We start from the raw sequence: 25,080 nt of genomic DNA on the forward strand, positions 1-25,080 counted from the left end.
GGGGCTGCCATGTTACGTACAATCAACTTCATGGGCGTTCGCAACTTTGCGTTCGGCGTCACATTGTTCCTTACTGCTCTGGCGCTGTTCAGCTGCTGGCACAAGGGCATGAACTGGGGGCTGGACTTCACCGGCGGTACGCTCATCGAGCTGACCTACGAGCGTCCGGCCGACGTCACCAAGGTGCGTGAGCAGCTGGTTACAGCGGGTTATCACGAGGCGATCGTACAGAGCTTCGGTGCGACCACCGATTTGCTGGTGCGTATGCCAGGTGAAGACCCGCAGCTGGGTCACCAGGTGGCCGAGGCCTTGCAGAAGGTCGGTGGCGACAACCCTGCGGTGGTCAAGCGCGTCGAATTCGTCGGCCCTCAGGTCGGTGAAGAGCTGCGCGACCAGGGCGGCCTCGGCATGCTGATGGCGCTGGGCGGCATTCTGATCTACCTGGCTTTCCGCTTTCAGTGGAAGTTTGCGGTCGGTGCGATCGTTTCGCTGATCCACGACGTGATCGTGACCATCGGTATTCTGTCGTTCTTCCAGATCACCTTCGACCTGACGGTGTTGGCGGCGGTACTGGCGATCATTGGTTACTCGCTCAACGACACCATTGTGGTATTTGACCGGGTTCGTGAGAACTTTCGTGTGCTGCGCAAGGCGTCCTTGATCGAGAACATCAACATCTCGACTACCCAGACCCTGCTGCGGACCATGGCGACGTCGATCTCCACTTTGCTGGCGATCGCGGCCCTGTTGTTCTTTGGTGGCGACAACCTGTTCGGCTTCTCCATCGCGCTGTTTATCGGTGTGTTGGCGGGTACTTACTCGTCGATCTACATCGCCAACGTCGTGCTGATCTGGCTGAACCTGAGCACCGAGGATCTGATTCCTACAGTGGCTACCGATAAGGAAGTCGACGACCGCCCATAACGGCTATCGTTTTCCAGCTGTCGACCGAAAAGGCGCGAGTGTTGAACTCGCGCCTTTTTTTATGCTCCAAGGCTGGGAGAAGCGCGGGCATGTCCCGCATGTGATGGTCAGGAGGTTCATGTGAACAAGTCGATGCTGGTTGGTGCAGTATTGGGTGCTGTTGGTGTGACGGCCGGGGGTGCTGTTGCCACCTACAGCCTGGTCAAAAAAAGCGGCCCTGAGTATGCGCAAGTTCTAGCCGTTGAACCGGTCAAGACACAAATCAAGACGCCACGTGAAGTATGCAAGGACGTTGCAGTAACCCGGCAGGCGCCGGTGAAAGATCAACATCAGATCGCCGGTACCGTGGTCGGTGCGTTGGCGGGTGGTTTGCTCGGTAATCAGATCGGTGGTGGCACCGGCAAGAAGATTGCCACCGTAGCAGGTGCAGTTGGCGGTGGTTACGCGGGCAACAAGGTTCAGGAAGGCATGCAGGAGCGCGACACCTACACCACGACTCAGACGCGGTGTAACACCGTGAATGACATCAGTGACAAGGTCGTAGGTTACGACGTCCGTTATTCGTTGGACGGCAAGGAAGGCAAAGTACGGATGGATCGCGATCCGGGCAACCAGATTCCGGTCGACAAGGAAGGCAAGCTGATCCTGGGGCAGAACGAAGAGAATCGCTAAATACTCAGGTTTGAGATTCAAAAAGAAGCACCCTTCGGGGTGCTTTTTTTGTGCCCGCGATTTATGCGTCACCACAGATTCCTGTAGGAGTGAGCCTGCTCGCGATAGCAGTCTTGCATTCAATATCAGTGGTGATTGATCCACCGCTATCGCGAGCAGGCTCACTCCCACATTGGATTTGTGGTGTTGTGCAAGGCGGATGTCGGGCATAAAAAAAGCACCCCGAAGGGTGCTTTTTCTGTCGCTGGAAGCTTAGCGTTTCAGCGAGGCCGGCAGGTGCGGCTGGATGGCCGTCAGAACTGCTTTGAAGCACTTGGTGTTACCGGCAACGACGTGGCCTTTCTCAAGGAAGTCGTGACCGCCGGTGAAGTCGCTCACCAAACCGCCTGCTTCCTGAATCAGCAGTGCGCCTGCAGCCATGTCCCACTCGGACAGGCCCGACTCCCAGAATGCGTCGAAACGGCCGGCCGCTACGTAAGCCAGGTCCAGGCTCGCCGAGCCAGCGCGGCGGATGCCGGCAGTCTGGCCAACCAGGGCGCGGAACATGCCCAGGTAGTTGTCGAGGTTGTCCATCTGGTCATCGCGGAACGGGAAGCCGGTACCCAGCAGGGCGCCGTCCAGGCTGGTGCGGCCGCTGACGCGCAGACGACGACCGTTCAGTTGGGCGCCGCGACCACGGCTGGCGGTGAATTCTTCCTGGCGAACCGGGTCCAGAACAACAGCGTGTTCCAGGCGACCGCGGTATTTGCAGGCAATGCTGACGGCGAAGTGAGGAATGCCGCGCAGGAAGTTGGTGGTGCCGTCCAGTGGGTCGATGATCCACAGGTAGTCTTCGCCTTCGCCGCTACCCGGGTGCATGCCGGTTTCTTCACCGAGAATGCCGTGGGTAGGGTAGGCCTTGCGCAGCGCGTCGATGATTTTCTGTTCGGCGGCGCGATCCACCTCGGATACGTAATCCTTGGCGTCTTTTTCGTCGACCTTGATGGTATCCAGGCGCTCGATGGAGCGGAAGATCAATTCACTGGCGCTGCGGGCGGCGCGCAGCGCGATATTCAGCATGGGCTGCATGGATGTGTCACCTAAGGTTGTTAAAGAAAGCCGGGCATTCTATCAGAACTTTTCTACAGGTGAAGGTTGGTGTTCGCTTTCATAGCTTAACGGTAGGTTGAGCTGTAAGATTCTGCTCCCATTAAAGTGTTCGAGAGCGCCTCCCTTGCTGCAAAACATTCGTGTCGTCCTGGTCAATACCAGCCATCCCGGGAATATCGGCGGGGCTGCGCGTGCCATGAAGAACATGGGCCTGTCGCGGCTGGTGCTGGTCGAACCGCGGTTGTTTCCGCATCACGAAGCCGATGCTCGTGCTTCCGGTGCCGGTGACATCCTTGAAAACGCGCAAGTCGTCGCCACCTTGGAAGATGCCTTGGTCGGCTGCAATCTGGTGCTTGGCACCAGCGCCCGTGATCGTCGCATTCCCTGGCCGTTGCTCGATCCCCGCGAATGCGGTGTGAAAGTGGTCGAGGAAGCAACGCAGGGTGCTGAGATCGCCTTGGTCTTTGGTCGTGAAGATTCCGGCCTGACCAATGAGGAGCTGCAGCGATGTCATTATCACGTGCACATCCCATCAGACCCTGAGTTCAGTTCGCTGAACCTTGGGGCAGCGGTGCAGGTGTTGAGCTATGAAGTGCGTATGTCCTGGCTCGCGGCCCAAGGTCAGCCGAGCAAGGTCGAGAAGGATGAAGTGGCGTCCACCAAAAGTGGTGAGCTGGCGACCATGGATGAGCTGGAGCGATTCTATGAGCACCTGGAGCAAACCCTGGTGGCCATTGAGTTTCTCGATCCGGAAAAACCACGGCACTTGATGGCGCGCCTGCGCCGGTTGTACGGACGCAGCTCGGTCAGCCGGGCGGAAATGAATATATTGCGTGGCATCCTCACGGAAACCCAGAAAGCGGCCCGTGGCGAGCTTCTTAAGCGGAAGGATTAAAAATGTTCGAGCGTTTGCGTGAAGATATCCAGAGTGTTTTCCATCGTGATCCGGCTGCGCGCAACGCCTTTGAAGTTCTGACGTGCTACCCGGGCATGCACGCCATTTGGATCCATCGCCTGTCGTCAGCCCTGTGGGGCATGGGCTGGAAGTGGCTGGCGCGACTGGTGTCGAACTTCGGTCGCTGGTTGACCGGGATTGAGATCCATCCGGGTGCCAAGGTCGGTCGTCGCTTCTTTATTGACCATGGCATGGGCATCGTTATCGGTGAGACCGCTGAGATCGGCAATGACGTCACCCTTTATCAGGGCGTGACCCTGGGTGGCACCAGCTGGAACAAGGGCAAGCGTCATCCGACTCTTGAAGATGGCGTGGTGGTCGGGGCGGGGGCCAAGGTGCTGGGTCCGTTTACGGTCGGCGCCGGAGCCAAGGTCGGTTCCAATGCCGTGGTCACCAAGGCGGTTCCGGCGGGTGCGACGGTGGTCGGCATTCCTGGTCGGATCATCGTCAAGCCCGATGAAGAGCAGGACGCCAAGCGCAAGGCCATGGCCGAGAAGATCGGTTTTGACGCCTACGGTGTTGGCGAAGACATGCCGGACCCGGTGGCGCGGGCCATCAACCAGTTGCTCGATCATCTGCAGGCAGTTGATGGGCGTCTGGAAGGTATGTGCGGTGCGCTGAAGGATCTGGGCAGTAATTACTGTGCGAAAGATCTGCCTGAGCTGCGCGAAGAAGACTTCGCCTGTGTGAAGGACAAGGATCAGAGCCAGGCCAGCTAATTCCGGGTTGGCCCCTTCGCAAGCAATTGCTGGCTGTTCGCGGCCAGCCTTTGCTATGATGCGCCCGCTCTTTTGCGGGTAATCCTGACTAAAGCACTAGGTCTTATAGTTGACTTAAATACTCGGGAATTGCATACTCGCCCCATTCCGAACTCCGTGGTAATTGTCCATGCGACTGACTACAAAAGGCCGATACGCCGTGACTGCCATGCTTGACCTGGCGTTGCACGCGCAGCACGGGCCGGTGTCCCTGGCCGATATCTCCGAGCGCCAAGGCATCTCCCTGTCCTACCTCGAACAGCTCTTCGCCAAATTGCGCCGCAGCAATCTGGTGTCCAGCGTCCGTGGTCCAGGCGGCGGCTATCAGCTGTCGCGCGACATGCAGGGTATCCAGGTTGCTCAGGTGATCGATGCGGTGAACGAATCGGTCGATGCCACCAAATGCCAGGGCCAAGGCGATTGCCATCAAGGCGACACCTGTCTGACCCACCACTTGTGGTGCGATCTGAGCCTGCAGATTCACGAATTTCTCAGCGGTATCAGCTTGGCTGACCTTGTCACTCGCCGTGAGGTACAAGAAGTAGCCCAGCGTCAGGATCAGCGCCGTTGCAACAGCAAAGCGCCGCGCCTGGACAAGATTGAAGCGTCCGCCGTCGAATGACAGCCAAAGAGCTAGCGGCACGCCAGCCAGCCTGATTTAGGAGATAGTCCATGAAATTGCCGATTTACCTTGATTACTCTGCGACCACCCCGGTTGATCCGCGTGTAGCGCAAAAGATGAGTGAGTGCCTGCTGGTTGACGGAAACTTCGGTAACCCGGCGTCCCGTTCCCACGTGTTCGGCTGGAAAGCTGAAGAGTCCGTCGAAAACGCTCGTCGTCAGGTCGCTGACCTGGTCAACGCCGACCCGCGTGAAATCGTCTGGACCTCCGGTGCCACCGAGTCCGACAACCTGGCAATCAAGGGTGCGGCGCATTTCTATGCCACCAAAGGCAAACACCTGATCACCACCAAGATTGAGCACAAGGCTGTCCTCGACACCATGCGCCAACTGGAGCGTGAAGGCTTCGAAGTTACCTACATCGAGCCTCGCACTGATGGTCTGGTCACTCCAGAGATGATCGAAGCTGCCCTGCGCGACGACACCATCCTGGTTTCGGTCATGCACGTGAACAACGAAATCGGCACCATCAACGACATCGAAGCCATCGGCGAACTGACCCGCTCCAAGGGCATCCTGTTCCACGTTGACGCTGCTCAGTCCACCGGCAAGGTCGATATCGACCTGTCGAAGCTGAAAGTCGACATGATGTCGTTCTCTGCCCACAAAACCTACGGCCCTAAAGGCATCGGCGCACTGTACGTGAGCCGCAAGCCGCGTGTTCGCATCGAAGCGACCATGCACGGCGGCGGTCACGAGCGCGGTATGCGTTCCGGCACCCTGGCGACCCACCAGATCGTCGGCATGGGCGAAGCCTTCCGCGTAGCCAAGGAAGACATGGTTGCCGAGAACATCCGCATCAAGGCCTTGAGCGACCGTTTCTTCAAGCAGGTCGAAGGCCTGGAAGAGCTGTACATCAACGGCAGCATGACCGCTCGCGTTCCGCACAACCTGAACCTGAGCTTCAACTACGTTGAAGGCGAGTCGCTGATCATGGCGCTCAAGGATCTGGCTGTTTCGTCCGGTTCGGCCTGCACCTCGGCTTCCCTTGAGCCTTCGTACGTACTGCGCGCCCTGGGCCGCAACGACGAACTGGCACACAGCTCGATTCGCTTCACCTTCGGCCGTTTCACCACCGAAGAAGAAATCGACTACGCCGCGCAGAAAGTCTGCGAGGCCGTTACCAAGCTGCGCACTTTGTCGCCGCTGTGGGACATGTACAAAGACGGTGTCGACATTTCGAAAATCGAGTGGGCGGCACACTGATTTCAAGTCGCCGCAAAGCGGCCCTGTAAGACGCAGGTTTTCAGGGCTTAAGAGCGACTCTCTGATGAGTGAGGATTAAGAATCATGGCTTACAGCGAAAAGGTCATCGACCACTACGAGAACCCGCGCAACGTCGGCAAGATGGACGCGGAAGACCCTGATGTCGGCACCGGCATGGTCGGCGCCCCAGCGTGCGGCGACGTGATGCGTCTGCAGATCAAGGTTAACGAGCAAGGCATCATCGAAGACGCCAAGTTCAAGACCTACGGTTGCGGTTCGGCTATCGCCTCCAGCTCCCTGGCGACCGAGTGGATGAAAGGCAAGACTCTGGATGAAGCAGAGACCATCAAAAACACTCAGCTGGCTGAAGAACTGGCTCTGCCGCCAGTAAAAATTCACTGCTCCGTACTTGCTGAAGACGCTATCAAAGCGGCCGTTCGCGACTACAAGCAGAAGAAAGGCTTGATCTGACTTTCAAGTTTTGGCGACGAGTAAGGAGTCACCGATGGCTATCAGCATGACAGAAGCGGCTGCTCAACACGTGCGACGCTCCCTCAACGGGCGCGGCAAAGGTGAAGGGATTCGTCTGGGTGTTCGCACCACGGGCTGTTCCGGCCTTGCCTACGTGCTGGAGTTTGTCGACGAGGTGGTTGCAGAGGATCAGGTGTTCGAAAGTCACGGCGAGAAAGTGATCATCGACCCGAAAAGCCTGGCCTACCTGGACGGCACCGAACTCGATTTCGTCAAGGAAGGGTTGAACGAAGGCTTCAAGTTCAACAACCCCAACGTGCGCGGTGAATGTGGCTGCGGCGAAAGCTTCAACATCTGAGGCTGCGCGTGGGTACTCCTTGTCATTTCGCTTTATTTGAGCTGAAACCGAGCTTCCGTCTGGATCTCGATCAGTTGGCCACGCGCTATCGTGAGTTGGCGCGCGGCGTTCATCCGGACCGTTTTGCAGACGCTTCCGAGCGCGAGCAGCGGCTGGCGCTAGAGCAATCCGCGAGCCTCAACGAGGCCTACCAGACGCTCAAAAGTCCCCCAAAGCGCGCGCGTTACCTGCTCGCCATGGGCGGTCGCGAGCTGCCGCTGGAGGTCACGGTGCATGATCCGGAGTTTCTTCTGCAGCAGATGGAGTTGCGTGAAGAGCTCGAAGACCTGCAAGACAGCGCCGACCTGGCGGGTGTTGCAGTGTTCAAGCGTCGCCTGAAGACTGCGCAGGATGAACTGAACGAAAGCTTCGCAGCCTGTTGGGATGATGCAGCGCAACGTGAACAGGCCGAACGCCTGATGCGGCGCATGCAGTTCCTCGACAAGCTCACCTACGAAGTGCGCCAGTTAGAAGAGCGCCTCGACGATTAACCCAGTGCCGCTCCGGTCGCACGCCTGATATACAGATAAGTCCTGATAACGATGGCCCTACTGCAGATCGCCGAACCCGGCCAAAGTCCTCAACCGCACCAGCGTCGTCTGGCTGTGGGGATCGACTTGGGCACTACCAATTCGCTGGTCGCTGCGTTGCGCAGTGGTCTTTCCGAACCTCTGGCTGACGCTGACGGGCAGGTCATTCTGCCGTCTGCCGTGCGCTACCACGCCGATCGTGTTGAGGTCGGCGAGTCGGCCAAGCTGGCCGCCGCTACCGACCCTTTGAACACCGTGCTGTCGGTCAAGCGCTTGATGGGTCGTGGTCTGTCCGACGTCAAGCAATTGGGCGATCAACTGCCGTACCGCTTTGTCGGCGGCGAGTCGCACATGCCGTTCATCGACACGATTCAGGGCCCGAAAAGCCCGGTCGAAGTCTCCGCCGATATCCTGAAAGTGCTGCGTCAGCGCGCCGAAGCGACATTGGGTGGCGAACTGGTAGGTGCGGTGATCACCGTTCCGGCCTATTTCGACGATGCTCAGCGTCAAGCCACCAAGGATGCGGCCAAATTGGCCGGTCTGAACGTGCTGCGTCTGCTCAATGAGCCGACCGCCGCCGCTGTAGCTTACGGTCTGGATCAGCACGCTGAAGGCCTGGTCGCTATTTATGACTTGGGTGGCGGCACCTTTGATATTTCGATTCTGCGCCTGACCGGCGGTGTGTTTGAGGTTTTGGCTACTGGCGGCGACAGCGCGCTGGGCGGCGATGACTTTGATCACGCAATTGCTGGCTGGATCATCGAGAGCGCCGGTCTGTCCGCCGACCTCGATCCGGGTGCGCAACGCCATCTGCTGCAAACCGCTTGTGCGGCCAAAGAAGCCCTGACCAATACCTCGTCCGTTGAAGTCGCTTATGGCGACTGGAAAGCCGAGCTGACCCGTGAAGCCTTCAATGCGCTGATCGAGCCAATGGTTGCCCGCAGCCTGAAAGCCTGTCGCCGCGCTGTGCGTGATTCCGGCATCGAGTTGGACGAAGTGCATGCCGTGGTCATGGTCGGCGGTTCGACCCGTGTGCCTCGCGTCCGCGAAGCCGTTGCTGAAGCCTTCGGCCGCGAGCCGCTGACCGAAATCGATCCGGATCAAGTGGTGGCCATCGGTGCCGCGATCCAGGCCGATACGCTGGCTGGCAACAAGCGCGATGGCGATGAACTGCTGTTGCTTGACGTGATTCCGTTGTCCCTGGGGCTGGAAACCATGGGCGGCCTGATGGAGAAGGTGATTCCACGCAACACCACCATCCCTGTCGCCCGCGCTCAGGACTTCACGACTTATAAAGATGGCCAGTCGGCCATGGCGATCCACGTATTGCAGGGTGAGCGCGAGCTGATCAGCGACTGCCGTTCCCTGGCACGCTTCGAATTGCGCGGCATTCCGGCGATGGTGGCCGGTGCGGCGAAGATTCGCGTGACCTTCCAGGTCGATGCCGACGGTCTGCTCAGCGTTTCTGCCCGCGAGCTGGGCTCAGGTATTGAGGCCAGCATCCAGGTCAAACCGTCCTACGGTCTGACGGATGGTGAAATTGCCAAGATGCTCAAAGACTCGTTCCAGCACGCCAACGACGACAAGGTCGCTCGCGTGTTGCGTGAACAGCAGGTCGATGCCCAGCGCCTGATCGAAGCGGTGCAGGGCGCCCTCGATGTCGATGGCGAGCGCTTGCTCGACGCCGAAGAGCGCATGGTCATCGAATTGCAGATGCAGGAACTGACCGAGCTGATGAAAGGTACTGATGGTTACGCCATCGAGCAGCAGACCAAACGTCTGTCGCAAGTGACCGACGCCTTTGCTGCCCGCCGCCTGGACTCGACGGTGAAAGCCGCGCTGGCGGGGCGCAACCTGAATGAGATTGAGGAATAACGATGCCGCAGGTCATTTTTCTGCCACACGAGAAGTTCTGCCCGGAAGGTATGGTTGTGGAGGCTGAGCCTGGCACATCCATTCTCGAACTGGCCCACGAACACCATATCGAGATGGAAAGCGCCTGTGGCGGCGTCTGCGCCTGCACCACCTGCCACTGCATCATCCGCGAAGGTTTCGACTCGCTGGAAGAAGCGGATGAGCTGGAAGAAGACTTTCTTGATCGTGCCTGGGGTCTGGAGGCGCAATCGCGTCTAGGCTGTCAGGCGATCGTCGGAAATGAAGACCTGACTGTCGAAATTCCGAAATACTCGCTCAACCATGCGGCCGAAGCGGCGCACTGATTCAAGGAACTGAAATGAGTCTGAAATGGGTTGATGTGCTGGAAATCGCGATCCAGCTGGCTGAATCCAAGCCGGATGTGGATCCGCGCTACGTGAACTTCGTCGATCTGCACAAATGGGTGCTGGCATTGCCGGAGTTCAGTGATGATCCGACCCGCGGTGGCGAGAAGGTGCTTGAAGCCATTCAGGCCGCCTGGATCGAAGAAGCAGACTGAGTCTGCGCCGTACGCAGTTAGGCAATACCAAAGAACCCGCGTATAATTCGCGGGTTTAATTTTTCGCAAATTACCGTTTCTGGAGTTACACCATGGCTGTTCAACGTACTTTCTCCATCATCAAGCCTGACGCTGTTGCAAAAAACGTTATCGGCGAGATCACCACTCGTTTCGAAAAAGCTGGCCTGCGCGTTGTAGCTTCGAAACTGAAGCAACTGTCCAAAGCTGAAGCTGAAGGCTTCTACGCTGAGCACAGCGCTCGTGGTTTCTTCGGCGACCTGGTTGCTTTCATGATCTCCGGTCCGGTTGTCGTTCAGGTTCTGGAAGGCGAAAACGCTATCGCTCTGAACCGTGAGCTGATGGGCGCTACCAACCCTAAAGAAGCTGCTGCCGGTACCATCCGCGCTGACTTCGCTGATTCGATCGACGCCAACGCTGTACACGGTTCGGACTCCGAAGCCGCTGCTGCTCGCGAAATCTCGTACTTCTTCGCAGCTACTGAAGTAACCACTCGCTAAGCATTGGCTTAAGAGTGAAGGTGAATCCATGACTACATCGACTGTAAAAACCAACCTGCTGGGTCTGACTCAGCTGGAAATGGAAAAATTCTTCGACTCAATCGGGGAGAAGCGTTTCCGTGCCGGTCAGGTAATGAAATGGATTCACCACCTTGGCGTCGATGATTTCGACGCCATGACGAACGTCAGCAAGGCCTTGCGCGACAAGCTCAAGGTTATTGCCGAGGTTCGTGGTCCTGAAGTTGTCAGCGAGGACATCTCCACCGACGGCACCCGTAAGTGGGTGGTGCGCGTGGCGTCCGGCAGCTGCGTCGAGACCGTGTACATTCCCCAGGGCAAACGCGGCACTTTGTGCGTTTCGTCCCAGGCAGGCTGTGCCCTGGATTGCAGTTTCTGCTCCACCGGCAAGCAAGGATTCAACAGCAACCTCACTGCCGCCGAAGTCATCGGCCAGGTGTGGATTGCCAATAAATCGTTCGGCAGCATCCCGGCGACCGCCGACCGTGCCATCACCAACGTGGTGATGATGGGCATGGGTGAGCCGCTGCTGAACTTCGACAACGTCGTGGCCGCCATGCATCTGATGATGGATGACTTGGGCTACGGGATCTCCAAGCGCCGCGTAACCCTGTCTACATCGGGTGTGGTGCCGATGATCGATGAGCTGTCCAAGCACATCGACGTCTCCCTGGCGTTGTCCCTGCACGCACCGAACGACGCATTGCGTAACCAATTGGTGCCGATCAACAAGAAGTATCCGCTTAAGATGCTGCTCGAGTCGTGCCAGCGCTACATGTCGTCCCTGGGCGAGAAGCGCGTGCTGACCATTGAGTACACCTTGCTCAAGGACATCAACGACAAGGTCGAGCACGCGGTCGAAATGATCGAGTTGCTCAAGAACATCCCGTGCAAGATCAACCTGATTCCGTTCAACCCGTTCCCGCATTCCGGTTACGAGCGCCCGAGCAACAACGCGATTCGTCGTTTCCAGGATCAGCTTCACCATGCCGGCTTCAATGTCACCGTACGCACCACCCGCGGTGAAGACATCGATGCCGCGTGTGGCCAATTGGTAGGGCAGGTGCTGGATCGCACCCGTCGCAGCGAGCGTTATATCGCCGTGCGTGAGTTAAGCGCCGAAAACGATATCGCACAGAACGCTGCGAACAATAATTAAGAGAGGATCTCTATGTCCCTGCGCTTAGCGCTGCTTTTGCTGTTGGCCAGCCTGTGTGCTGGCTGTGTCCTGTCGGGCGATTTCAACCCGATGAAGACCAGCAAGGGCCGCGATGAAGCGCGCGTTGCCTATGTGCAACTGGGCTTGGGGTACTTGCAGCAGGGCATGACCGAACGGGCGAAAGTACCGTTGAAGAAAGCGCTGGATCTGGATGACTCGGATCCGGATGCCAACGCTGCGCTGGGCCTGGTATTCCAGGCCGAGATGGAGCCGGAGCTGGCGGATCAGCATTTTCGCAAGGCGCTGTCTTCCCGCCCCAACGATGCGCGAATCCTCAACAACTACGGCAGTTTTCTTTTCGAAGAGAAACGCTACAAAGAGGCGTACGAGCGCTTTGAACAGGCCGCCGCCGATACCTTGTATCCTGAGCGTTCGCGGGTGTTCGAGAACCTCGGAATGACCGCTTCGAAGCTGGGGCAGCGTGATCTGGCCCAGCAGCAGCTTGAAAAAGCCCTGCGTTTGAATCGCCAACAGCCACGTGCATTGCTGGAAATGGCTGAGTTGTCCTTCGAAGACAGGCATTATGTGCCCGCGCGTGACTACTACGATCGTTTTAGCCTGCTCACCGAGCAAAATGCACGTAGTCTATTGCTCGGCGTTCGGCTGGCAAAAGTGTTTGATGATCGCGACAAGGCCGCCAGTTTTGGCCTGCAACTAAAACGACTCTATCCCGGTACGCCGGAATATCAGCAATACCTGTCGGAGCAATGATGAAAGCGGCGCATCCCGAAGTTGTAGCAGCGAATCGCGTTAATCCCGGTGAGACTTTGCGCCAGGCTCGCGAAAGCAATGGCTGGTCGCTGGCCGAAGTGGCCCTCAAGCTCAACCTCACCGTCAACTCCCTGAGCAATCTGGAAGCCGGCGCTTTCGACAAGCTGCCTGGGCATACCTTTGCTCGCGGTTATATTCGCGCCTACGCGAAACTGCTCGGCATGGATCAAACCGTACTGGTCCAACAGTTCGACCAATCCACCGGCACCGACTCCCAGGGCAGCAACGTTCATAGCCTGGGGCGTATCGAAGAGCCAGTTCGGGTTTCCCACACCATTTTGCGAATTGTCAGCCTGCTGTTGCTGATCGCAGTGATTGGTGGTGGTTTTGTCTGGTGGCAGGATCAAACCTCATTGCGCACCAAAGACCTGACGAGCCTGAGCCCGGAACACGTTGAAGTCGAAGGCGCTGACGGCACCACCCAGATCCATCCGCTGGACGAGCCGGAAGACCAGGCCGTCGCGGAAGGTCAGGCTGAAGGCACAACCGCTCTTGCGTTGCCGCAGGCCGAGAACTCCACTGAAGCACCGGCCGAAGCTGAAGCGACCGTGCCTGCTGCGCCAGCACCAACGCCTGTTGCACCGACGCATAGCGCCGCTCCGGTTGTCGCAACTCCGGCCGCGCCAGCCCCGACTGCTCCCGTTGTATCGACCCCGCCTGCGAGCGCTTCGGTTACTCCGACCATTCCCGCTCCAGCCGCGGCTGCCGGTCAGGGCCAGGGCCAGGTTCAATTGCAATTCACTTCCGATTGCTGGACGCAAGTGACCGATGGCACCGGCAAGGTGCTGTTGAGTGGTCTCAAGCGTAAAGGCGAAAACGTTTCCGTGAGCGGCAAACCACCGTTTTCCGTGCGTCTGGGCTTCGCCCGTGGCGCGCAGGTCAGCTACAACGGGCAGGTGGTTGATGTCGCTCCGTTCACCAGTGGCGAGACTGCTCGCCTGAAGTTGGGTCAATAAGTCATGCACGGCGAATCTCCAATCAAACGTCGCGAATCCCGCAAGATCTGGGTCGGTAACGTGCCTGTTGGCGGCGATGCGCCTATCGCTGTGCAGAGCATGACCAACAGCGACACCAATGACGTCGCCGCCACCGTGGCCCAGATCAATCGTCTGGAAGCGGCTGGCGTCGATATCGTGCGAATTTCCGTACCCGATATGGATGCCGCTGAAGCCTTCGGCAAGATCAAGAAGCTGGTCAAAGTACCTTTGGTCGCCGACATTCACTTCGACTACAAGATCGCTCTGCGCGTAGCCGAACTGGGCGTTGACTGCCTGCGCATCAATCCGGGCAACATCGGTCGCGAAGACCGCGTGCGTGCGGTAGTCGATGCCGCCCGTGATCGCGGGATTCCGATCCGTATCGGCGTGAACGCCGGTTCCCTGGAAAAAGACCTGCAAAAGAAATACGGCGAGCCGACTCCGGCTGCGCTGGTTGAATCTGCCCTGCGTCACGTCGAGCACCTTGAGCGTCTGAACTTCCAGGACTTCAAGGTCAGTGTTAAAGCTTCTGACGTGTTCATGGCCGTCGCCGCTTACCGCTTGCTGGCCAAGGAAATCGTTCAGCCGTTGCACCTGGGCATCACCGAAGCCGGTGGTTTGCGTTCAGGCACGGTGAAATCCGCCGTGGGCCTCGGTATGCTGCTCGCCGAAGGGATTGGCGATACTATTCGCATCTCGTTGGCGGCCGACCCGGTCGAGGAAGTGAAAGTCGGCTACGACATTCTCAAATCCCTGCATCTGCGTTCCCGTGGCATCAACTTCATCGCCTGCCCGAGTTGCTCGCGGCAGAACTTCGATGTGGTCAAAACCATGAACGAGCTGGAAGGGCGCCTCGAAGACCTGCTGGTGCCGCTGGATGTCGCGGTCATCGGTTGCGTGGTCAACGGACCGGGCGAAGCCAAGGAAGCCCATATCGGCTTGACCGGCGGCACACCAAACCTGATTTACATCGACGGCAAGCCGTCGCAGAAACTGACGAATGACAATCTGGTGGATGAGCTTGAACGCTTGATCCGTCAGAAAGCGGCCGAAAAGGTCGCAGCTGACGCAGCAGTCATTGCGCGCGGCTAAGTCGAACGAATTTAAGGATTTATAGTGAGCAAGTCTCTGCAAGCCATACGTGGCATGAACGACATCCTGCCCGAGCAGACTCCCCTGTGGCGTCATTTCGAAGGCACCGTCTCGCGTTTGCTGGATAACTACGGTTACAAGCAGATCCGCATGCCGATCGTCGAGTTCACCGAGCTGTTCAAGCGCTCCATCGGTGAAGTGACCGACATCGTCGAAAAAGAGATGTACACCTTCGATGACCGCAACGGCGACTCCCTGACCCTGCGCCCTGAAGGCACGGCGGCCTGTGTGCGTGCGGTGCTTGAGCACGGCATCACCGGCGGTGGCCAGGTGCAGAAACTTTGGTACATCGGCCCGATGTTCCGCCACGAGCGTCCGCAGAAAGGCCGTTATCGCCAGTTCCACCAGATCGGTTGCGAAGTCTTCAACCTTGACGGTCCGGACATCGATGCCGAGCTGATCGTGCTGACCTGGCGCCTGTGGGGCGAGCTGGGCATCCGTGATGCGGTCAAGCTCGAACTCAACAGCCTGGGCACCGCCGAGTCCCGCGGTCGTTATCGCGAAGCGCTGGTCGAGTTCCTGTCGGCCCGCCTGGACAAGCTGGACGAAGACAGCCAGCGCCGCCTGAAGACCAACCCTTTGCGGGTCCTGGATACCAAGAACGCTGAGACTCAAGCCGTGCTGGTCGACGCGCCGAAAATGGCCGACTACCTCGACGAAGAGTCCCGCGTGCACTTCGAGGGCCTCAAGGCTCGCCTGGACACCGCCGGCATTCCTTACGTGATCAACCCGAAGCTGGTTCGCGGGCTGGATTACTACAGCAAGACCGTTTTCGAATGGGTCACCGACCAGTTGGGCGCCCAAGGCACCGTGTGTGCCGGTGGTCGTTACGATGGTCTGGTGGAGCAGATGGGCGGCAAGCCGACCCCGGGCGTTGGTTTCGCCATGGGCATCGAGCGCCTGGTGCTGCTGCTTGAAACCCTGGAGCAGATCCCGGAAGAGATTTCCCGTCAGGTCGACGTCTACCTCTGCGCCTTCGGTGAAGCCGCCGAGCTGGCCGGCCTGGCCCTGAGTGAACGTGTTCGTGATCAATTGCCCAACCTGCGCCTGCAAGTGAATGCCGGCGCCGGCAGCTTCAAAAGCCAGTTCAAGAAAGCCGACAAGAGCGGTGCGTTGTACGCGCTGATCCTCGGTGACGACGAAATGGCCCAGCAAGTGGTAGGTTTCAAACCCCTGCGTGGCCAGGGCGAACAACAAAGCATTGCCTGGGATGCGCTTGCTGCACACCTGGCCACCTGCGTCGTGCAGGGTTGAAGCTGTCAAACAGCCGATTTAGCGATTAAGGAGTATTGGGGTGTCGAGTACCGAAGACGAACAGCTGTCGGATTTGAAGGACTGGTGGACACGCAACGGCAAGCCCCTGGTCACTGGCGGCCTGTTGGCGCTGGTCATCGTGTTCGGCTGGCAGGCCTTTCACAAGTATCAGAGCAATCAGTCGCAAGGCGCCTCGATGCTCTATCAGCAACTGCTGGAAACCACGCTGACGCCAGACGGCAAGCCTGATGCCGCCCGTGTTGCGGACCTGGCCAGTAAGCTCAACAGTGAGTTCGGCGGTAGCGCTTACGCGCAGTACGGCAGCCTGTTCGTGGCAAAAGTCGCGGTCGACAGCGGCAAGCTGGATGACGCAGCCAGCGAGCTGAAAGCCATTGTTGCCAAACCGGCCAACCCGGCGCTTGGCGAAATTGCTCGTCAGCGTCTGGCGCAGGTGCTGGCCGCGCAGAACAAGGCCGATGAAGCCCTGAAACTGCTCGAAGGTGATGCCGATAAAGCATTCCTGGCCACTCGCGAAGAACTCAAAGGCGACCTGCTGGTGCAGTTGGGTCGTACCGACGAAGCGAACGCGGCGTATCAAAAAGCCAAGGCGGCGCTGTCGGATGAAGCGGCAGTGGGTGGCCTACAAATCAAGCTGGACGACCTGGCCAAAGGGGATGCGTGACGTGATTCGTTGGAAACATGCAGCATTGCTGGCTCTGGCCATATTGGCCGCGGGTTGCAGCAGCAACAGCAAAAAAGAACTGCCACCAGCCGAGTTGACCGACTTCAAAGAAGAAGTGGTTCTGCAAAAGCAGTGGAGTCGTTCGATCGGTAACGGTCAGGGCGAATCGTACAACATGCTGGTTCCGGCGATCGATGGCGATACCATCTATGCCGCCGACGTCACCGGTGTGGTGATGGCGATGGATCGCAGCAATGGCGACGTCAAATGGAAGAAAGATCTCGATCTGTCTGTTTCCGGCGCTGTCGGCGTCAGTTACGGTCTGCTCCTGATCGGTACGATCAAGGGTGAAATCGTTGCCCTGGACGCCATCAACGGTGAAGAGAAATGGCGCGCTCGCGTGTCCAGTGAAGTCCTCGCACCGCCGGCCAACAACGGTGATGTCGTTGTAGTTCAGACTCAGGATGACCGTCTGATCGGTCTGGATGCCGCTACCGGTACCCAGCGCTGGTTGTATGACAGTACTCCGGCGGTATTGACCCTGCGCGGCACCAGTGCGCCGATCGTCACCAACCGCCTCGCGGTGGCTGGCCTGTCGACTGGTAAAGTGGTCGCTCTCGATATTTCCAACGGCGTGCCGGTGTGGGAACAACGTGTAGCGATTCCACAAGGTCGTTCGGAACTGGAGCGCGTTGTCGATATCGACGGCGGCCTGCTGCTGTCCGGCGGTACGCTGTATGTCGCCAGCTATCAGGGTCGCGTTGCGGCACTGGATCTTGAAAGCGGTCGTCAGCTCTGGCAGCGTGATGCTTCCAGCTATGCCGGTGTCGCCCAGGGTTTTGGCAACGTCTACGTGAGCCTGTCTTCGGGCACCGTTGAAGGCGTCGACGAGCGTTCCACCACAGCTTTGTGGAGCAACGATTCGCTGGCCCGTCGTCAACTGTCGGCTCCGGAAGTGTTCTCCAGCTATGTTGCAGTCGGTGATATGGAAGGTTACCTGCATCTGCTGAGCCAGGTGGACGGTCGTTTCGTCGGCCGCGAGCGCATCGACAGCGACGGCCTGCGTGCCCGTCCGCTGGTGGTGGGCGACACGATTTATGTGTATGGCAACAGCGGCAAACTGGAAGCCCTGACCATTAAGTAAAGGTTTGACTATGCTTGGGGTTAAACCCCAGGCAGCCCCGTAACAAGGGGTTCGCAGCGCCCTCAAGCGCTGCCCCGAGCACCAGCCGCTGCCTAGCAGCGGCTTTTGTATTTTCTGAAATAACGAAGTGGAGAGCCGCATGGTTCCCGTAATCGCCCTGGTGGGCCGACCGAACGTCGGCAAGTCCACCTTGTTCAACCGCCTGACCAGGACTCGCGACGCCATCGTCGGTGACTTGTCCGGTCTGACCCGTGATCGCCAATACGGTGAGGCCAAGTGGCAAGGGCGTTCCTACATTCTGGTCGACACCGGCGGTATCTCCGGTGACGAGCACGGTATGGACGAAAAAATGGCCGAGCAGTCGCTGCTGGCCATTGAAGAAGCGGATGTCGTTCTGTTCCTGGTAGATGCCAAGGCCGGTTTCACCGCCGCCGACCAGATGATCGCCGAGCATTTGCGCAAACGTAACAAGCGTTCTTACGTGGTTGCCAACAAGGTCGACAACATCGATCCTGAAATGGCCCGCGCTGAATTCGCCCCGTTGGGCATGGGCCACGCGATCCCGATCGCCGGTGCTCATGGTCGTGGCATCACCCAGATGCTGGAAATCGCCCTGAGCGACTTCCCGAAAGACGATGACGAGCTGGAAGAAGGCGAGGAAGAGACCGTTGCCGAAGGCGAGGAAGCCAAGCGCATTCCTGGCCCTAGCGAAAAAGACGGGATCAAGATCGCGATCATCGGCCGCCCGAACGTCGGCAAGTCGACCCTGGTCAATCGCATGCTCGGTGAAGACCGGGTAATCGTCTATGACGAGCCCGGCACCACCCGCGACAGTATCTACATCCCGTTCGAGCGTAACGACGAGAAGTACACGCTGATCGACACCGCCGGTGTGCGCAAGCGCGGCAAGATCCACGAAGAAGTTGAAAAGTTCTCCGTGGTCAAAACCCTGCAAGCGATCAAAGATGCCAACGTGGTGATCTTTGTGATGGACGCCCGCGAAGGCGTGGTCGACCACGACCTCAACCTGCTGGGCTTCGCCATTGAGTCGGGTCGTGCGCTGGTGATCGCGATCAACAAGTGGGACGGCATGACGCCGAGCGAGCGCGACTTCGTGAAGGTCGAGCTGCAACGTCGACTGTTCTTCGTTGACTACGCCGACATTCACTTCATCTCGGCCCTGCACGGCACGGGCGTGGGCAACCTCTACGCCTCCGTACAGAACTCGTTCAAGTCTGCGGTCACCCGCTGGCCAACCAACCGCCTGACCACGATTCTGGAAGATGCGGTCGGTGAGCACGCGCCACCGATGGTCAACAACCGCCGGATCAAGCTGCGTTACGCCCACTTGGGTGGTGCCAACCCGCCGATCATCGTGATTCACGGTAACCAGATCGAGAAGGTGCCGAAGTCTTACGTTCGTTACCTGGAAAACACTTACCGTCGTGTCTTGAAGCTGGTCGGTACGCCGATCCGCATCGAGTTCAAGGGCGGCGAGAACCCGTACGAAGGCAACAAGAACTCGCTGACCGATCGCCAGGTCAACAAGAAGCGTCGCATGATGTCGCACCACAAAAAGGCCGACAAGAAGCGCCGCGACAAGCGCTGATTCAGTGATCGTTCCCACGCTCCGCGTGGGAATGCAGCCTCGGACGCTCTGCGTCCAAGTCGGTGAAGTAAAGAGGGCGCCAATGGCGCCCTTTTTCATGCCTGTCGTTTGGGCTATTCTCGGGCTCTCCCGTGCCGCCGTAGAGCCGGGTGTAGAGCAGGGAATCACCGATGATCACCAGTAAGCTGCCGAATGTCGGCATCACTATCTTCACTCAGATGTCTCAGCTCGCGGCGCAAACCGGGGCGCTGAACCTGTCCCAGGGTTTTCCCGATTTCGATGCGCCGCAGGCCCTGTGCGATGCGGTCGGTCGGCATATCGCCAGTGGCCACAACCAGTATTCGCCGATGACCGGCCTTCTGGCATTGCGTCAGCAGATTGCGGCGAAGATCGCCCGCAGCTACGGCGTCAATGTGGATGCCGACCATGAAGTGACAGTCACGCCCGGTGCAACCCAGGCGATCTTTTGCGCCATTCAGGCGGTTATCCACAGCGGCGACGAAGTGATCGTCTTCGATCCGGCCTACGACAGTTATGAACCTTCGGTTGAGCTGGCCGGTGGTCGCTGCGTTCATGTGCAGTTGGGCCTGAATGACTTTGCCATCGACTTCCAGAAGCTGGGTGAAGCCATTACCCCACGCACGCGGATGATCATCCTCAACACCCCGCACAACCCAAGCGGCGCGCTGATCAATCGTGCCGAACTGGATCAGCTGGCGGCGTTGATCCGCGACCGCGACATCTATGTCATCAGCGATGAGGTCTACGAACACCTGGTGTTCGATGGTGTGCCTCACGTCAGCGTGCTGAATCACCAAGAGCTGTATCAGCGTGCATTCGTGGTCAGCTCCTTCGGCAAGACCTATCACGTCACTGGCTGGAAAACCGGCTACGTCGTCGCACCGCCGGCCCTCACCGCCGAGCTGCGCAAGGTTCACCAATACGTCAGTTTCTGCGGTGTAACGCCGCTGCAATACGCCTTGGCCGACTTCATGGCCGAGCACCCGGAACACGTCGAAGAACTGCCGGCTTTCTATCAGGCCAAGCGCGATCTGTTCTGCGATCTGCTGGCGCCGTCGCGCTTCAGTTTCACCCGAGTGGCCGGCACGTATTTCCAATTGGTCGATTACTCGCAGATCCGTCCGGACCTCAATGACGTCGAGATGGCGTTGTGGATGACCCGCGAACATGGCGTGGCGAGCATCCCGATCTCGGTGTTCTACCAGACTCCGCCCGAAGGCCAACGCCTGGTGCGCTTGTGCTTCGCCAAACGCGAGGAGACCCTGCGTGAAGCAGCGGCAAAACTATGCGTGATCTGAGTGCGCTACCCAATCTGAACATCGCGCTGATCCAGACCACCCTGGCCTGGCATGATCGTCAGGCTAATCTGGAGCATTTCGAGCCGTTGCTGGAACAGGCTCGCGGGGCGGATCTGATCATTCTTCCGGAAATGTTCACCACCGGTTTTTCGATGGAGTCCGAGACCCTCGCCGAGTCGGAAAATGGTCCGACCAGCAAATGGCTGCGGGTCCAGGCAGCGAAACTGGATGCGGTGATCACCGGCAGCGTGATCGTCCAGGCAGCTGACGGCAGCCATCGCAATCGCCTGTTGTGGGCGCGGCCGGACGGGGAGGTGTGGTACTACGACAAGCGCCATCTGTTCCGCATGGCCGGCGAACACAACCACTTCACCCCCGGCGAGCGTCAGGTGCAGTTCGAACTCAAGGGCTGGCGAGTGCGTCCGCTGATTTGCTACGACCTGCGCTTCCCGGTCTGGAGCCGCGATGCTCAGGACACCGATTTGCTGCTGTACACCGCCAACTGGCCGGGTGCACGGCGTCAGCACTGGAACCGCTTGCTGCCAGCGCGGGCGATTGAAAACCTCTGCTATGTGGCGGCGGTGAATCGCATTGGTACTGACGGCAAAGGGTTTGCCTACACCGGTGATAGCCAAGTGCTGGATTTTCAAGGCGAGACCTTGCTCAGTGCAGGCGAAGCCGATGGCGTGTTTCAGGTCGTTCTGAACGCTGCGGATCTTCAGGCTTATCGAACACGCTTTCCAGCGAACCTGGATGCCGATACGTTCGAGTTCACGTAACCGATCGTTCCCACGCTCTGCGTGGTAATGCAGCCCTTGAGGCATTCCCACGCAGAGCGTGGGAACGATCAGGGCAAACAAAAAGGCCCCGAGGTTCGCACCTCGGGGCCTTTTGCGTTTCAGCGAAGGCTTACGCCGCTTTCGCTTCCGGCTGGCTCAGCGAGCGGTTAAGCGCGCTGAACAAAGCCTTGAAGCTGGCGGTGGTGATGTTTTCATCGATACCGACGCCGTGCACCGCACGTTCGCCATTCACACGCAGCTCGATGTAGGCCGCAGCCTTGGCATTGGTGCCCGAACCGATGGCGTGTTCGTTGTAGTCCATGATCTCAACCGGAATCGGCAGACCGGCCACCAGCGCTTCCAGGGCACCGTTGCCCTTGCCACGCCAGTGCAGGTTGGTTTCACCCTGACCTTTGCCCGAGACTTCCACTTCGACAGCGCTGTGACCGTTTTCTTCCTGCAGGCGATGGCTGACCAGCGCGTACGGAGTGTTGGCCTGCAAGTACTCGCTGTGCAGCAGCGCGTGGATCTGCTGAGCCGTCATCTCGAGGCCCAGACGGTCGGTTTCACGCTGCACAACCTGGCTGAATTCGATCTGCATGCGGCGCGGCAAGCTGATGCCGTATTCCTGTTCCAGCAGGTAAGCGATACCGCCCTTGCCCGACTGGCTGTTGACGCGGATCACCGCCTCGTAGCTGCGGCCGATGTCGGCCGGGTCGATCGGCAAGTACGGTACTTCCCACAGGGCGTCCGATTTCTGCTGGGCGAAGCCCTTGCGGATGGCGTCCTGGTGGGAGCCGGAGAACGCGGTGTGAACCAGGTCGCCGACGTACGGGTGACGTGGGTGCACCTGGATCTGGTTGCATTCTTCGACGACTTTGCGCACGCCGTCGATGTCGGAGAAGTCCAGTTCAGGGTGAATGCCCTGGGTGTAGAGGTTCAGCGCCACGGTCACGAGGTCGACGTTACCGGTACGTTCGCCGTTGCCGAACAGGCAGCCTTCGACACGGTCCGCACCGGCCATCAGGCCCAGTTCGGTGGCCGCAACGCCAGTGCCACGGTCGTTGTGGGTGTGCAGGCTGATGATCACGCTGTCACGACGGTTGATGTGACGGCCGAACCATTCGATCTGGTCGGCATAGATGTTCGGGGTCGCGCATTCCACTGTGGCTGGCAGGTTGAGAATCACCTTGTGCTCAGGCGTCGGGTTCCAGACTTCGATCACCGCGTCGCAGACTTCTTTGGCGAACTCGAGCTCAGTGGCGCTGAAGGTTTCTGGCGAGTATTCGAAGGTCCACTCGGTGTTTGGCTGCTGGGCGGCATATTTGACGAACAGCTTGGCCGCGTTCACGGCGATGGCCTTGACCCCTTCCTTGTCCTGGTTAAAGACAATGCGACGGAAGGACGGGGAGGTGGCGTTGTACAGGTGAACGATGGCTTTCTTCGCCCCGCGCAGGGACTCGAAGGTGCGCTCGATCAAATCTTCACGGCCCTGGGTCAGCACCTGAATGGTGGTGTCGTCCGGGATGTGGTTGCCTTCGATCAAGGTACGCACGAAGTCGAAGTCGGTTTGCGAAGCCGCCGGGAACGACGCTTCGATTTCTTTAACACCGACCGACACCAGGGTTTTCCAGAAACGCAGCTTCTTGACCGCGTCCATTGGCTCGATCAACGACTGGTTACCATCACGAAGGTCGGAGCTGCACCAGATCGGCGCGGCGGTAATGGTCTTCGACGGCCAGGTGCGGTCCGGGATGTCGATGGTCGGGAACGCGCGGTATTTCGAAGACGGGTCTTTGAGCATGCTCATCGGGGAATCCTTATTGTGTGGGCCGAAAAAAGGCGGCCTGCCGGTGGATCAAATGTTCTGGGGATAAAGCGTAGGACGAGGCACCGCGATTCAGCCTGGCAGTCGTGCACTGACAAGACACAGGCTGCGGTGCTGGCGAAGCTGAATGAGGGTGTGAGAGGTTTTCATGCCTTCAACCCTAACCGCGAGGGTGAAGGATGGCAAGCGGTCGAAAAAAATTGAGAGGAATCCTCGAAAAGTCGTGGTTATCGAGATTTTATTGCGGTGAAGGGTGGTGATTGTTTTTATGTTTGCGCGAGGTTTGAGCGATGCGCAATTGAAGGCTTTCGGTGATGGGGCGTGTCAGCGCGGCTATTCTTAAAGCCTTACCAAGGACTACTGGCAGGCAGGAGTCGGCAATGAACGAGTCGGATTGGAAGTTTTATAGCGCACTGCGTCCGTTGGCCCATGAGCGGCTATGCGTCCGGATCATGGAAGAGGTCGAGCGCACGGTGCTGGATAAAAGCATTGCACCTTATGAGCGGATAGAAGCCAGTGAAGAAAGGCTGAAGGCGGGTCAACAGGAGCTGTATTGGGCGTTTGGCGTGTTCAGTCACTCACGCAATGAGGCACCTGCTCACTTGCTGGGGCTGTGTACTCATGAGTTGATCAGCGCTGAAGAGTTGGCGGGCTTTTCGGAGGAAACTCAGGCCTGGATCAAAGAGTGTCTGGCGCATAGGGAAATTCATGGGATTGAGGACTTGGAAGCTGAATAGATGGCGTCTGTTATGCCGCCATCGCGAGCAGGCTCACTCCTACAGTTGATCTATGGCGAACACAAATCCAATGTGGGAGTGAGCCTGCTCCGGGCGGCGTTCCGACGATGAGGCCGGCAGCCTCAACCACTATCTAAGGCTGAAATGCACCGATAAAGATGGCCGGATCCACCCGCGCATCATTCAGGCTGACGTTCCAGTGCATATGCGGCCCGGTCGCGCGCCCGGTGGCACCCACTTTCCCGACCACTCCACCACGGGCCAATTGCTGGCCAACCTGCACGTCGATTTTCGACATGTGGCAGAACATGCTGATAAAGCCCTGTCCGTGATCGACAAACACCGTGTTGCCGTTGAAAAAGTAGTTGCCGATCAGGATCACCTTGCCGGCCGCCGGGGTCTTGATCGGCGTACCGGCAGGCACGGCGAAGTCCAGGCCGGCGTGAGGATTCCGCTCTTCACCATTGAAGAAGCGGCGCACGCCGAACTTGCTCGACAGCGGGCCGTTGACCGGTTTGTCCAGCAACAGGTTGCTCGGGGTGTTCGGGCTGAAGCTGCGGTAAGCCTGGATCTGTTCGGCCAACTCACCCTCGATGCGCTTGAGATTCTCCGGGTTCGGATTGACCTGCTGCGTGTTCTTCAGGGTGATGTGCTGTTCCGGGTATTTCTTGTTACCCACGTTGAAATTCAGAGTGCGACCGTCACTGCTGACCTGCTGCGTGCCCGGTTTAACCGTCAGCGGCACGCCGACAATCGCCAGCCAGTTGTTCTGTTCCTTGACCACCAATACGGGTTTGCCTTGATAACTGGCCTTCGGCGCCTGCGCAGAGGCACCCAGATCCACCACGGCCACGCCGCCCGGCACCGGTTTGTTCAACAGGCGGGTGATGTAGCTGTCGGCGTGGGCGTTGAAGGTCAGGCACAGCAACAGCAGCGGAGCTAAAAAACGCGGCATG

At 58.7% G+C, this 25,080-nt stretch carries 27 protein-coding genes; 24 read left to right on the plus strand and 3 right to left on the minus strand.

The features are described 5' to 3' along the window. The first annotated feature begins 9 nt into the window (after positions 1–9). Together secF and AC3IUE_RS05200 are read left to right on the plus strand one after the other, a co-directional pair. A complete protein-coding gene (gene secF / locus AC3IUE_RS05195; RefSeq protein ID WP_489265970.1) occupies positions 10–924 on the plus strand; it encodes a protein translocase subunit SecF in 915 nt (304 codons plus the stop codon). Positions 925–1,044: 120 nt separating this feature from the next. After that, complete coding sequence (locus AC3IUE_RS05200; RefSeq protein WP_046046026.1) at positions 1,045–1,596, plus strand: glycine zipper 2TM domain-containing protein; 552 nt, start codon at positions 1,045–1,047, stop codon at positions 1,594–1,596. A gap of 252 nt (positions 1,597–1,848) precedes the next feature. Here AC3IUE_RS05200 and suhB read toward each other — a convergent pair whose 3' ends face one another. Then, positions 1,849–2,664 carry a type III secretion system regulator SuhB gene (gene suhB / locus AC3IUE_RS05205; RefSeq protein ID WP_033061458.1) on the minus strand — a complete coding sequence of 272 codons (816 nt, stop codon included), beginning with the start codon at positions 2,662–2,664 and terminating at the stop codon, positions 1,849–1,851. 145 nt (positions 2,665–2,809) lie between these two features. Here suhB and trmJ point away from each other — a divergent pair, with 145 nt between their 5' ends. The 21 genes from trmJ to AC3IUE_RS05310 all read left to right on the plus strand — a co-directional run bounded on the left by trmJ (position 2,810) and on the right by AC3IUE_RS05310 (position 21,559). Then, on the plus strand, positions 2,810–3,580 hold the full coding sequence (gene trmJ / locus AC3IUE_RS05210) for a tRNA (cytosine(32)/uridine(32)-2'-O)-methyltransferase TrmJ (protein ID WP_046046028.1): 771 nt from the start codon (positions 2,810–2,812) through the stop codon (positions 3,578–3,580). A gap of 2 nt (positions 3,581–3,582) precedes the next feature. Then, entirely contained in the window at positions 3,583–4,359 is a 777-nt protein-coding gene (gene cysE / locus AC3IUE_RS05215; protein WP_095131562.1) for a serine O-acetyltransferase, read from the plus strand. 169 nt (positions 4,360–4,528) lie between these two features. Further along, positions 4,529–5,020 carry a Fe-S cluster assembly transcriptional regulator IscR gene (iscR, locus tag AC3IUE_RS05220; protein WP_007903581.1) on the plus strand — a complete coding sequence of 164 codons (492 nt, stop codon included), beginning with the start codon at positions 4,529–4,531 and terminating at the stop codon, positions 5,018–5,020. Between the two features lie 50 nt (positions 5,021–5,070). Continuing rightward, a complete protein-coding gene (locus tag AC3IUE_RS05225) occupies positions 5,071–6,285 on the plus strand; it encodes an IscS subfamily cysteine desulfurase (protein WP_046046030.1) in 1,215 nt (404 codons plus the stop codon). 84 nt (positions 6,286–6,369) lie between these two features. Further along, positions 6,370–6,756 (plus strand): Fe-S cluster assembly scaffold IscU, encoded by a 387-nt coding sequence (gene iscU / locus AC3IUE_RS05230; RefSeq protein WP_003443374.1) that lies wholly within the window; start codon positions 6,370–6,372, stop codon positions 6,754–6,756. A gap of 34 nt (positions 6,757–6,790) precedes the next feature. Continuing rightward, the gene (gene iscA / locus AC3IUE_RS05235; protein ID WP_007903589.1) at positions 6,791–7,114 is read left to right on the plus strand and encodes an iron-sulfur cluster assembly protein IscA; all 324 of its coding nucleotides are present in this window, start codon (positions 6,791–6,793) and stop codon (positions 7,112–7,114) included. Positions 7,115–7,122: 8 nt separating this feature from the next. Continuing rightward, complete coding sequence (gene hscB, locus AC3IUE_RS05240) at positions 7,123–7,644, plus strand: co-chaperone HscB (protein ID WP_008070981.1); 522 nt, start codon at positions 7,123–7,125, stop codon at positions 7,642–7,644. Between the two features lie 51 nt (positions 7,645–7,695). After that, on the plus strand, positions 7,696–9,558 hold the full coding sequence (hscA, locus tag AC3IUE_RS05245) for a Fe-S protein assembly chaperone HscA (RefSeq protein WP_489265975.1): 1,863 nt from the start codon (positions 7,696–7,698) through the stop codon (positions 9,556–9,558). A 2-nt stretch (positions 9,559–9,560) separates the two neighbouring features. Then, a complete protein-coding gene (gene fdx, locus AC3IUE_RS05250) occupies positions 9,561–9,902 on the plus strand; it encodes an ISC system 2Fe-2S type ferredoxin (RefSeq protein WP_046046032.1) in 342 nt (113 codons plus the stop codon). A 14-nt stretch (positions 9,903–9,916) separates the two neighbouring features. Continuing rightward, complete coding sequence (iscX, locus tag AC3IUE_RS05255; RefSeq protein WP_008147746.1) at positions 9,917–10,117, plus strand: Fe-S cluster assembly protein IscX; 201 nt, start codon at positions 9,917–9,919, stop codon at positions 10,115–10,117. 92 nt (positions 10,118–10,209) lie between these two features. Next, entirely contained in the window at positions 10,210–10,635 is a 426-nt protein-coding gene (gene ndk / locus AC3IUE_RS05260; RefSeq protein WP_007916882.1) for a nucleoside-diphosphate kinase, read from the plus strand. 28 nt (positions 10,636–10,663) lie between these two features. Further along, positions 10,664–11,812, plus strand: a complete 1,149-nt coding sequence (rlmN, locus tag AC3IUE_RS05265; RefSeq protein ID WP_033061468.1) for a dual-specificity RNA methyltransferase RlmN — start codon at positions 10,664–10,666, stop codon at positions 11,810–11,812. Between the two features lie 12 nt (positions 11,813–11,824). Further along, complete coding sequence (pilW, locus tag AC3IUE_RS05270; protein ID WP_489265979.1) at positions 11,825–12,583, plus strand: type IV pilus biogenesis/stability protein PilW; 759 nt, start codon at positions 11,825–11,827, stop codon at positions 12,581–12,583. Then, entirely contained in the window at positions 12,583–13,599 is a 1,017-nt protein-coding gene (locus AC3IUE_RS05275) for a RodZ domain-containing protein (protein ID WP_489265980.1), read from the plus strand. Before pilW ends, AC3IUE_RS05275 begins: the two co-directional genes overlap by 1 nt. Positions 13,600–13,602: 3 nt before the next feature. Continuing rightward, positions 13,603–14,712 (plus strand): flavodoxin-dependent (E)-4-hydroxy-3-methylbut-2-enyl-diphosphate synthase, encoded by a 1,110-nt coding sequence (gene ispG / locus AC3IUE_RS05280; protein ID WP_046046035.1) that lies wholly within the window; start codon positions 13,603–13,605, stop codon positions 14,710–14,712. Positions 14,713–14,736: 24 nt separating this feature from the next. Continuing rightward, the gene (hisS, locus tag AC3IUE_RS05285; protein ID WP_489265983.1) at positions 14,737–16,026 is read left to right on the plus strand and encodes a histidine--tRNA ligase; all 1,290 of its coding nucleotides are present in this window, start codon (positions 14,737–14,739) and stop codon (positions 16,024–16,026) included. 40 nt (positions 16,027–16,066) lie between these two features. Next, positions 16,067–16,708, plus strand: a complete 642-nt coding sequence (locus tag AC3IUE_RS05290) for a tetratricopeptide repeat protein (RefSeq protein ID WP_056743197.1) — start codon at positions 16,067–16,069, stop codon at positions 16,706–16,708. Next, positions 16,701–17,852 carry an outer membrane protein assembly factor BamB gene (gene bamB, locus AC3IUE_RS05295; protein WP_489265985.1) on the plus strand — a complete coding sequence of 384 codons (1,152 nt, stop codon included), beginning with the start codon at positions 16,701–16,703 and terminating at the stop codon, positions 17,850–17,852. The genes AC3IUE_RS05290 and bamB overlap by 8 nt, the downstream gene beginning before the upstream one ends. A 139-nt stretch (positions 17,853–17,991) precedes the next feature. Then, positions 17,992–19,461: a ribosome biogenesis GTPase Der gene (der, locus tag AC3IUE_RS05300; protein ID WP_056743201.1), complete on the plus strand. Its 1,470-nt coding sequence runs from the start codon at positions 17,992–17,994 to the stop codon at positions 19,459–19,461. A gap of 170 nt (positions 19,462–19,631) precedes the next feature. Continuing rightward, a complete protein-coding gene (locus AC3IUE_RS05305) occupies positions 19,632–20,780 on the plus strand; it encodes a pyridoxal phosphate-dependent aminotransferase (RefSeq protein WP_489265987.1) in 1,149 nt (382 codons plus the stop codon). Then, the gene (locus tag AC3IUE_RS05310) at positions 20,768–21,559 is read left to right on the plus strand and encodes an amidohydrolase (RefSeq protein ID WP_056743248.1); all 792 of its coding nucleotides are present in this window, start codon (positions 20,768–20,770) and stop codon (positions 21,557–21,559) included. Before AC3IUE_RS05305 ends, AC3IUE_RS05310 begins: the two co-directional genes overlap by 13 nt. Before the next feature lie 130 nt (positions 21,560–21,689). On the opposite strand, the gene leuA is transcribed toward AC3IUE_RS05310, so the two are convergent. Next, positions 21,690–23,369 carry a 2-isopropylmalate synthase gene (gene leuA / locus AC3IUE_RS05315; RefSeq protein WP_489265989.1) on the minus strand — a complete coding sequence of 560 codons (1,680 nt, stop codon included), beginning with the start codon at positions 23,367–23,369 and terminating at the stop codon, positions 21,690–21,692. A gap of 398 nt (positions 23,370–23,767) precedes the next feature. Between leuA and AC3IUE_RS05320 the strand changes: the two genes are divergently transcribed. After that, positions 23,768–24,124: a hypothetical protein gene (locus AC3IUE_RS05320; protein ID WP_461997085.1), complete on the plus strand. Its 357-nt coding sequence runs from the start codon at positions 23,768–23,770 to the stop codon at positions 24,122–24,124. A gap of 133 nt (positions 24,125–24,257) precedes the next feature. Here the strand turns inward: AC3IUE_RS05320 and AC3IUE_RS05325 are convergent, their stop codons facing one another. Further along, positions 24,258–25,079, minus strand: coding sequence for a peptidoglycan DD-metalloendopeptidase family protein (locus AC3IUE_RS05325; protein WP_056743208.1), 822 nt, complete (start codon positions 25,077–25,079; stop codon positions 24,258–24,260). Position 25,080: the final 1 nt, after the last annotated feature.

Source organism: Pseudomonas sp. GL_093, from assembly GCF_057837605.1.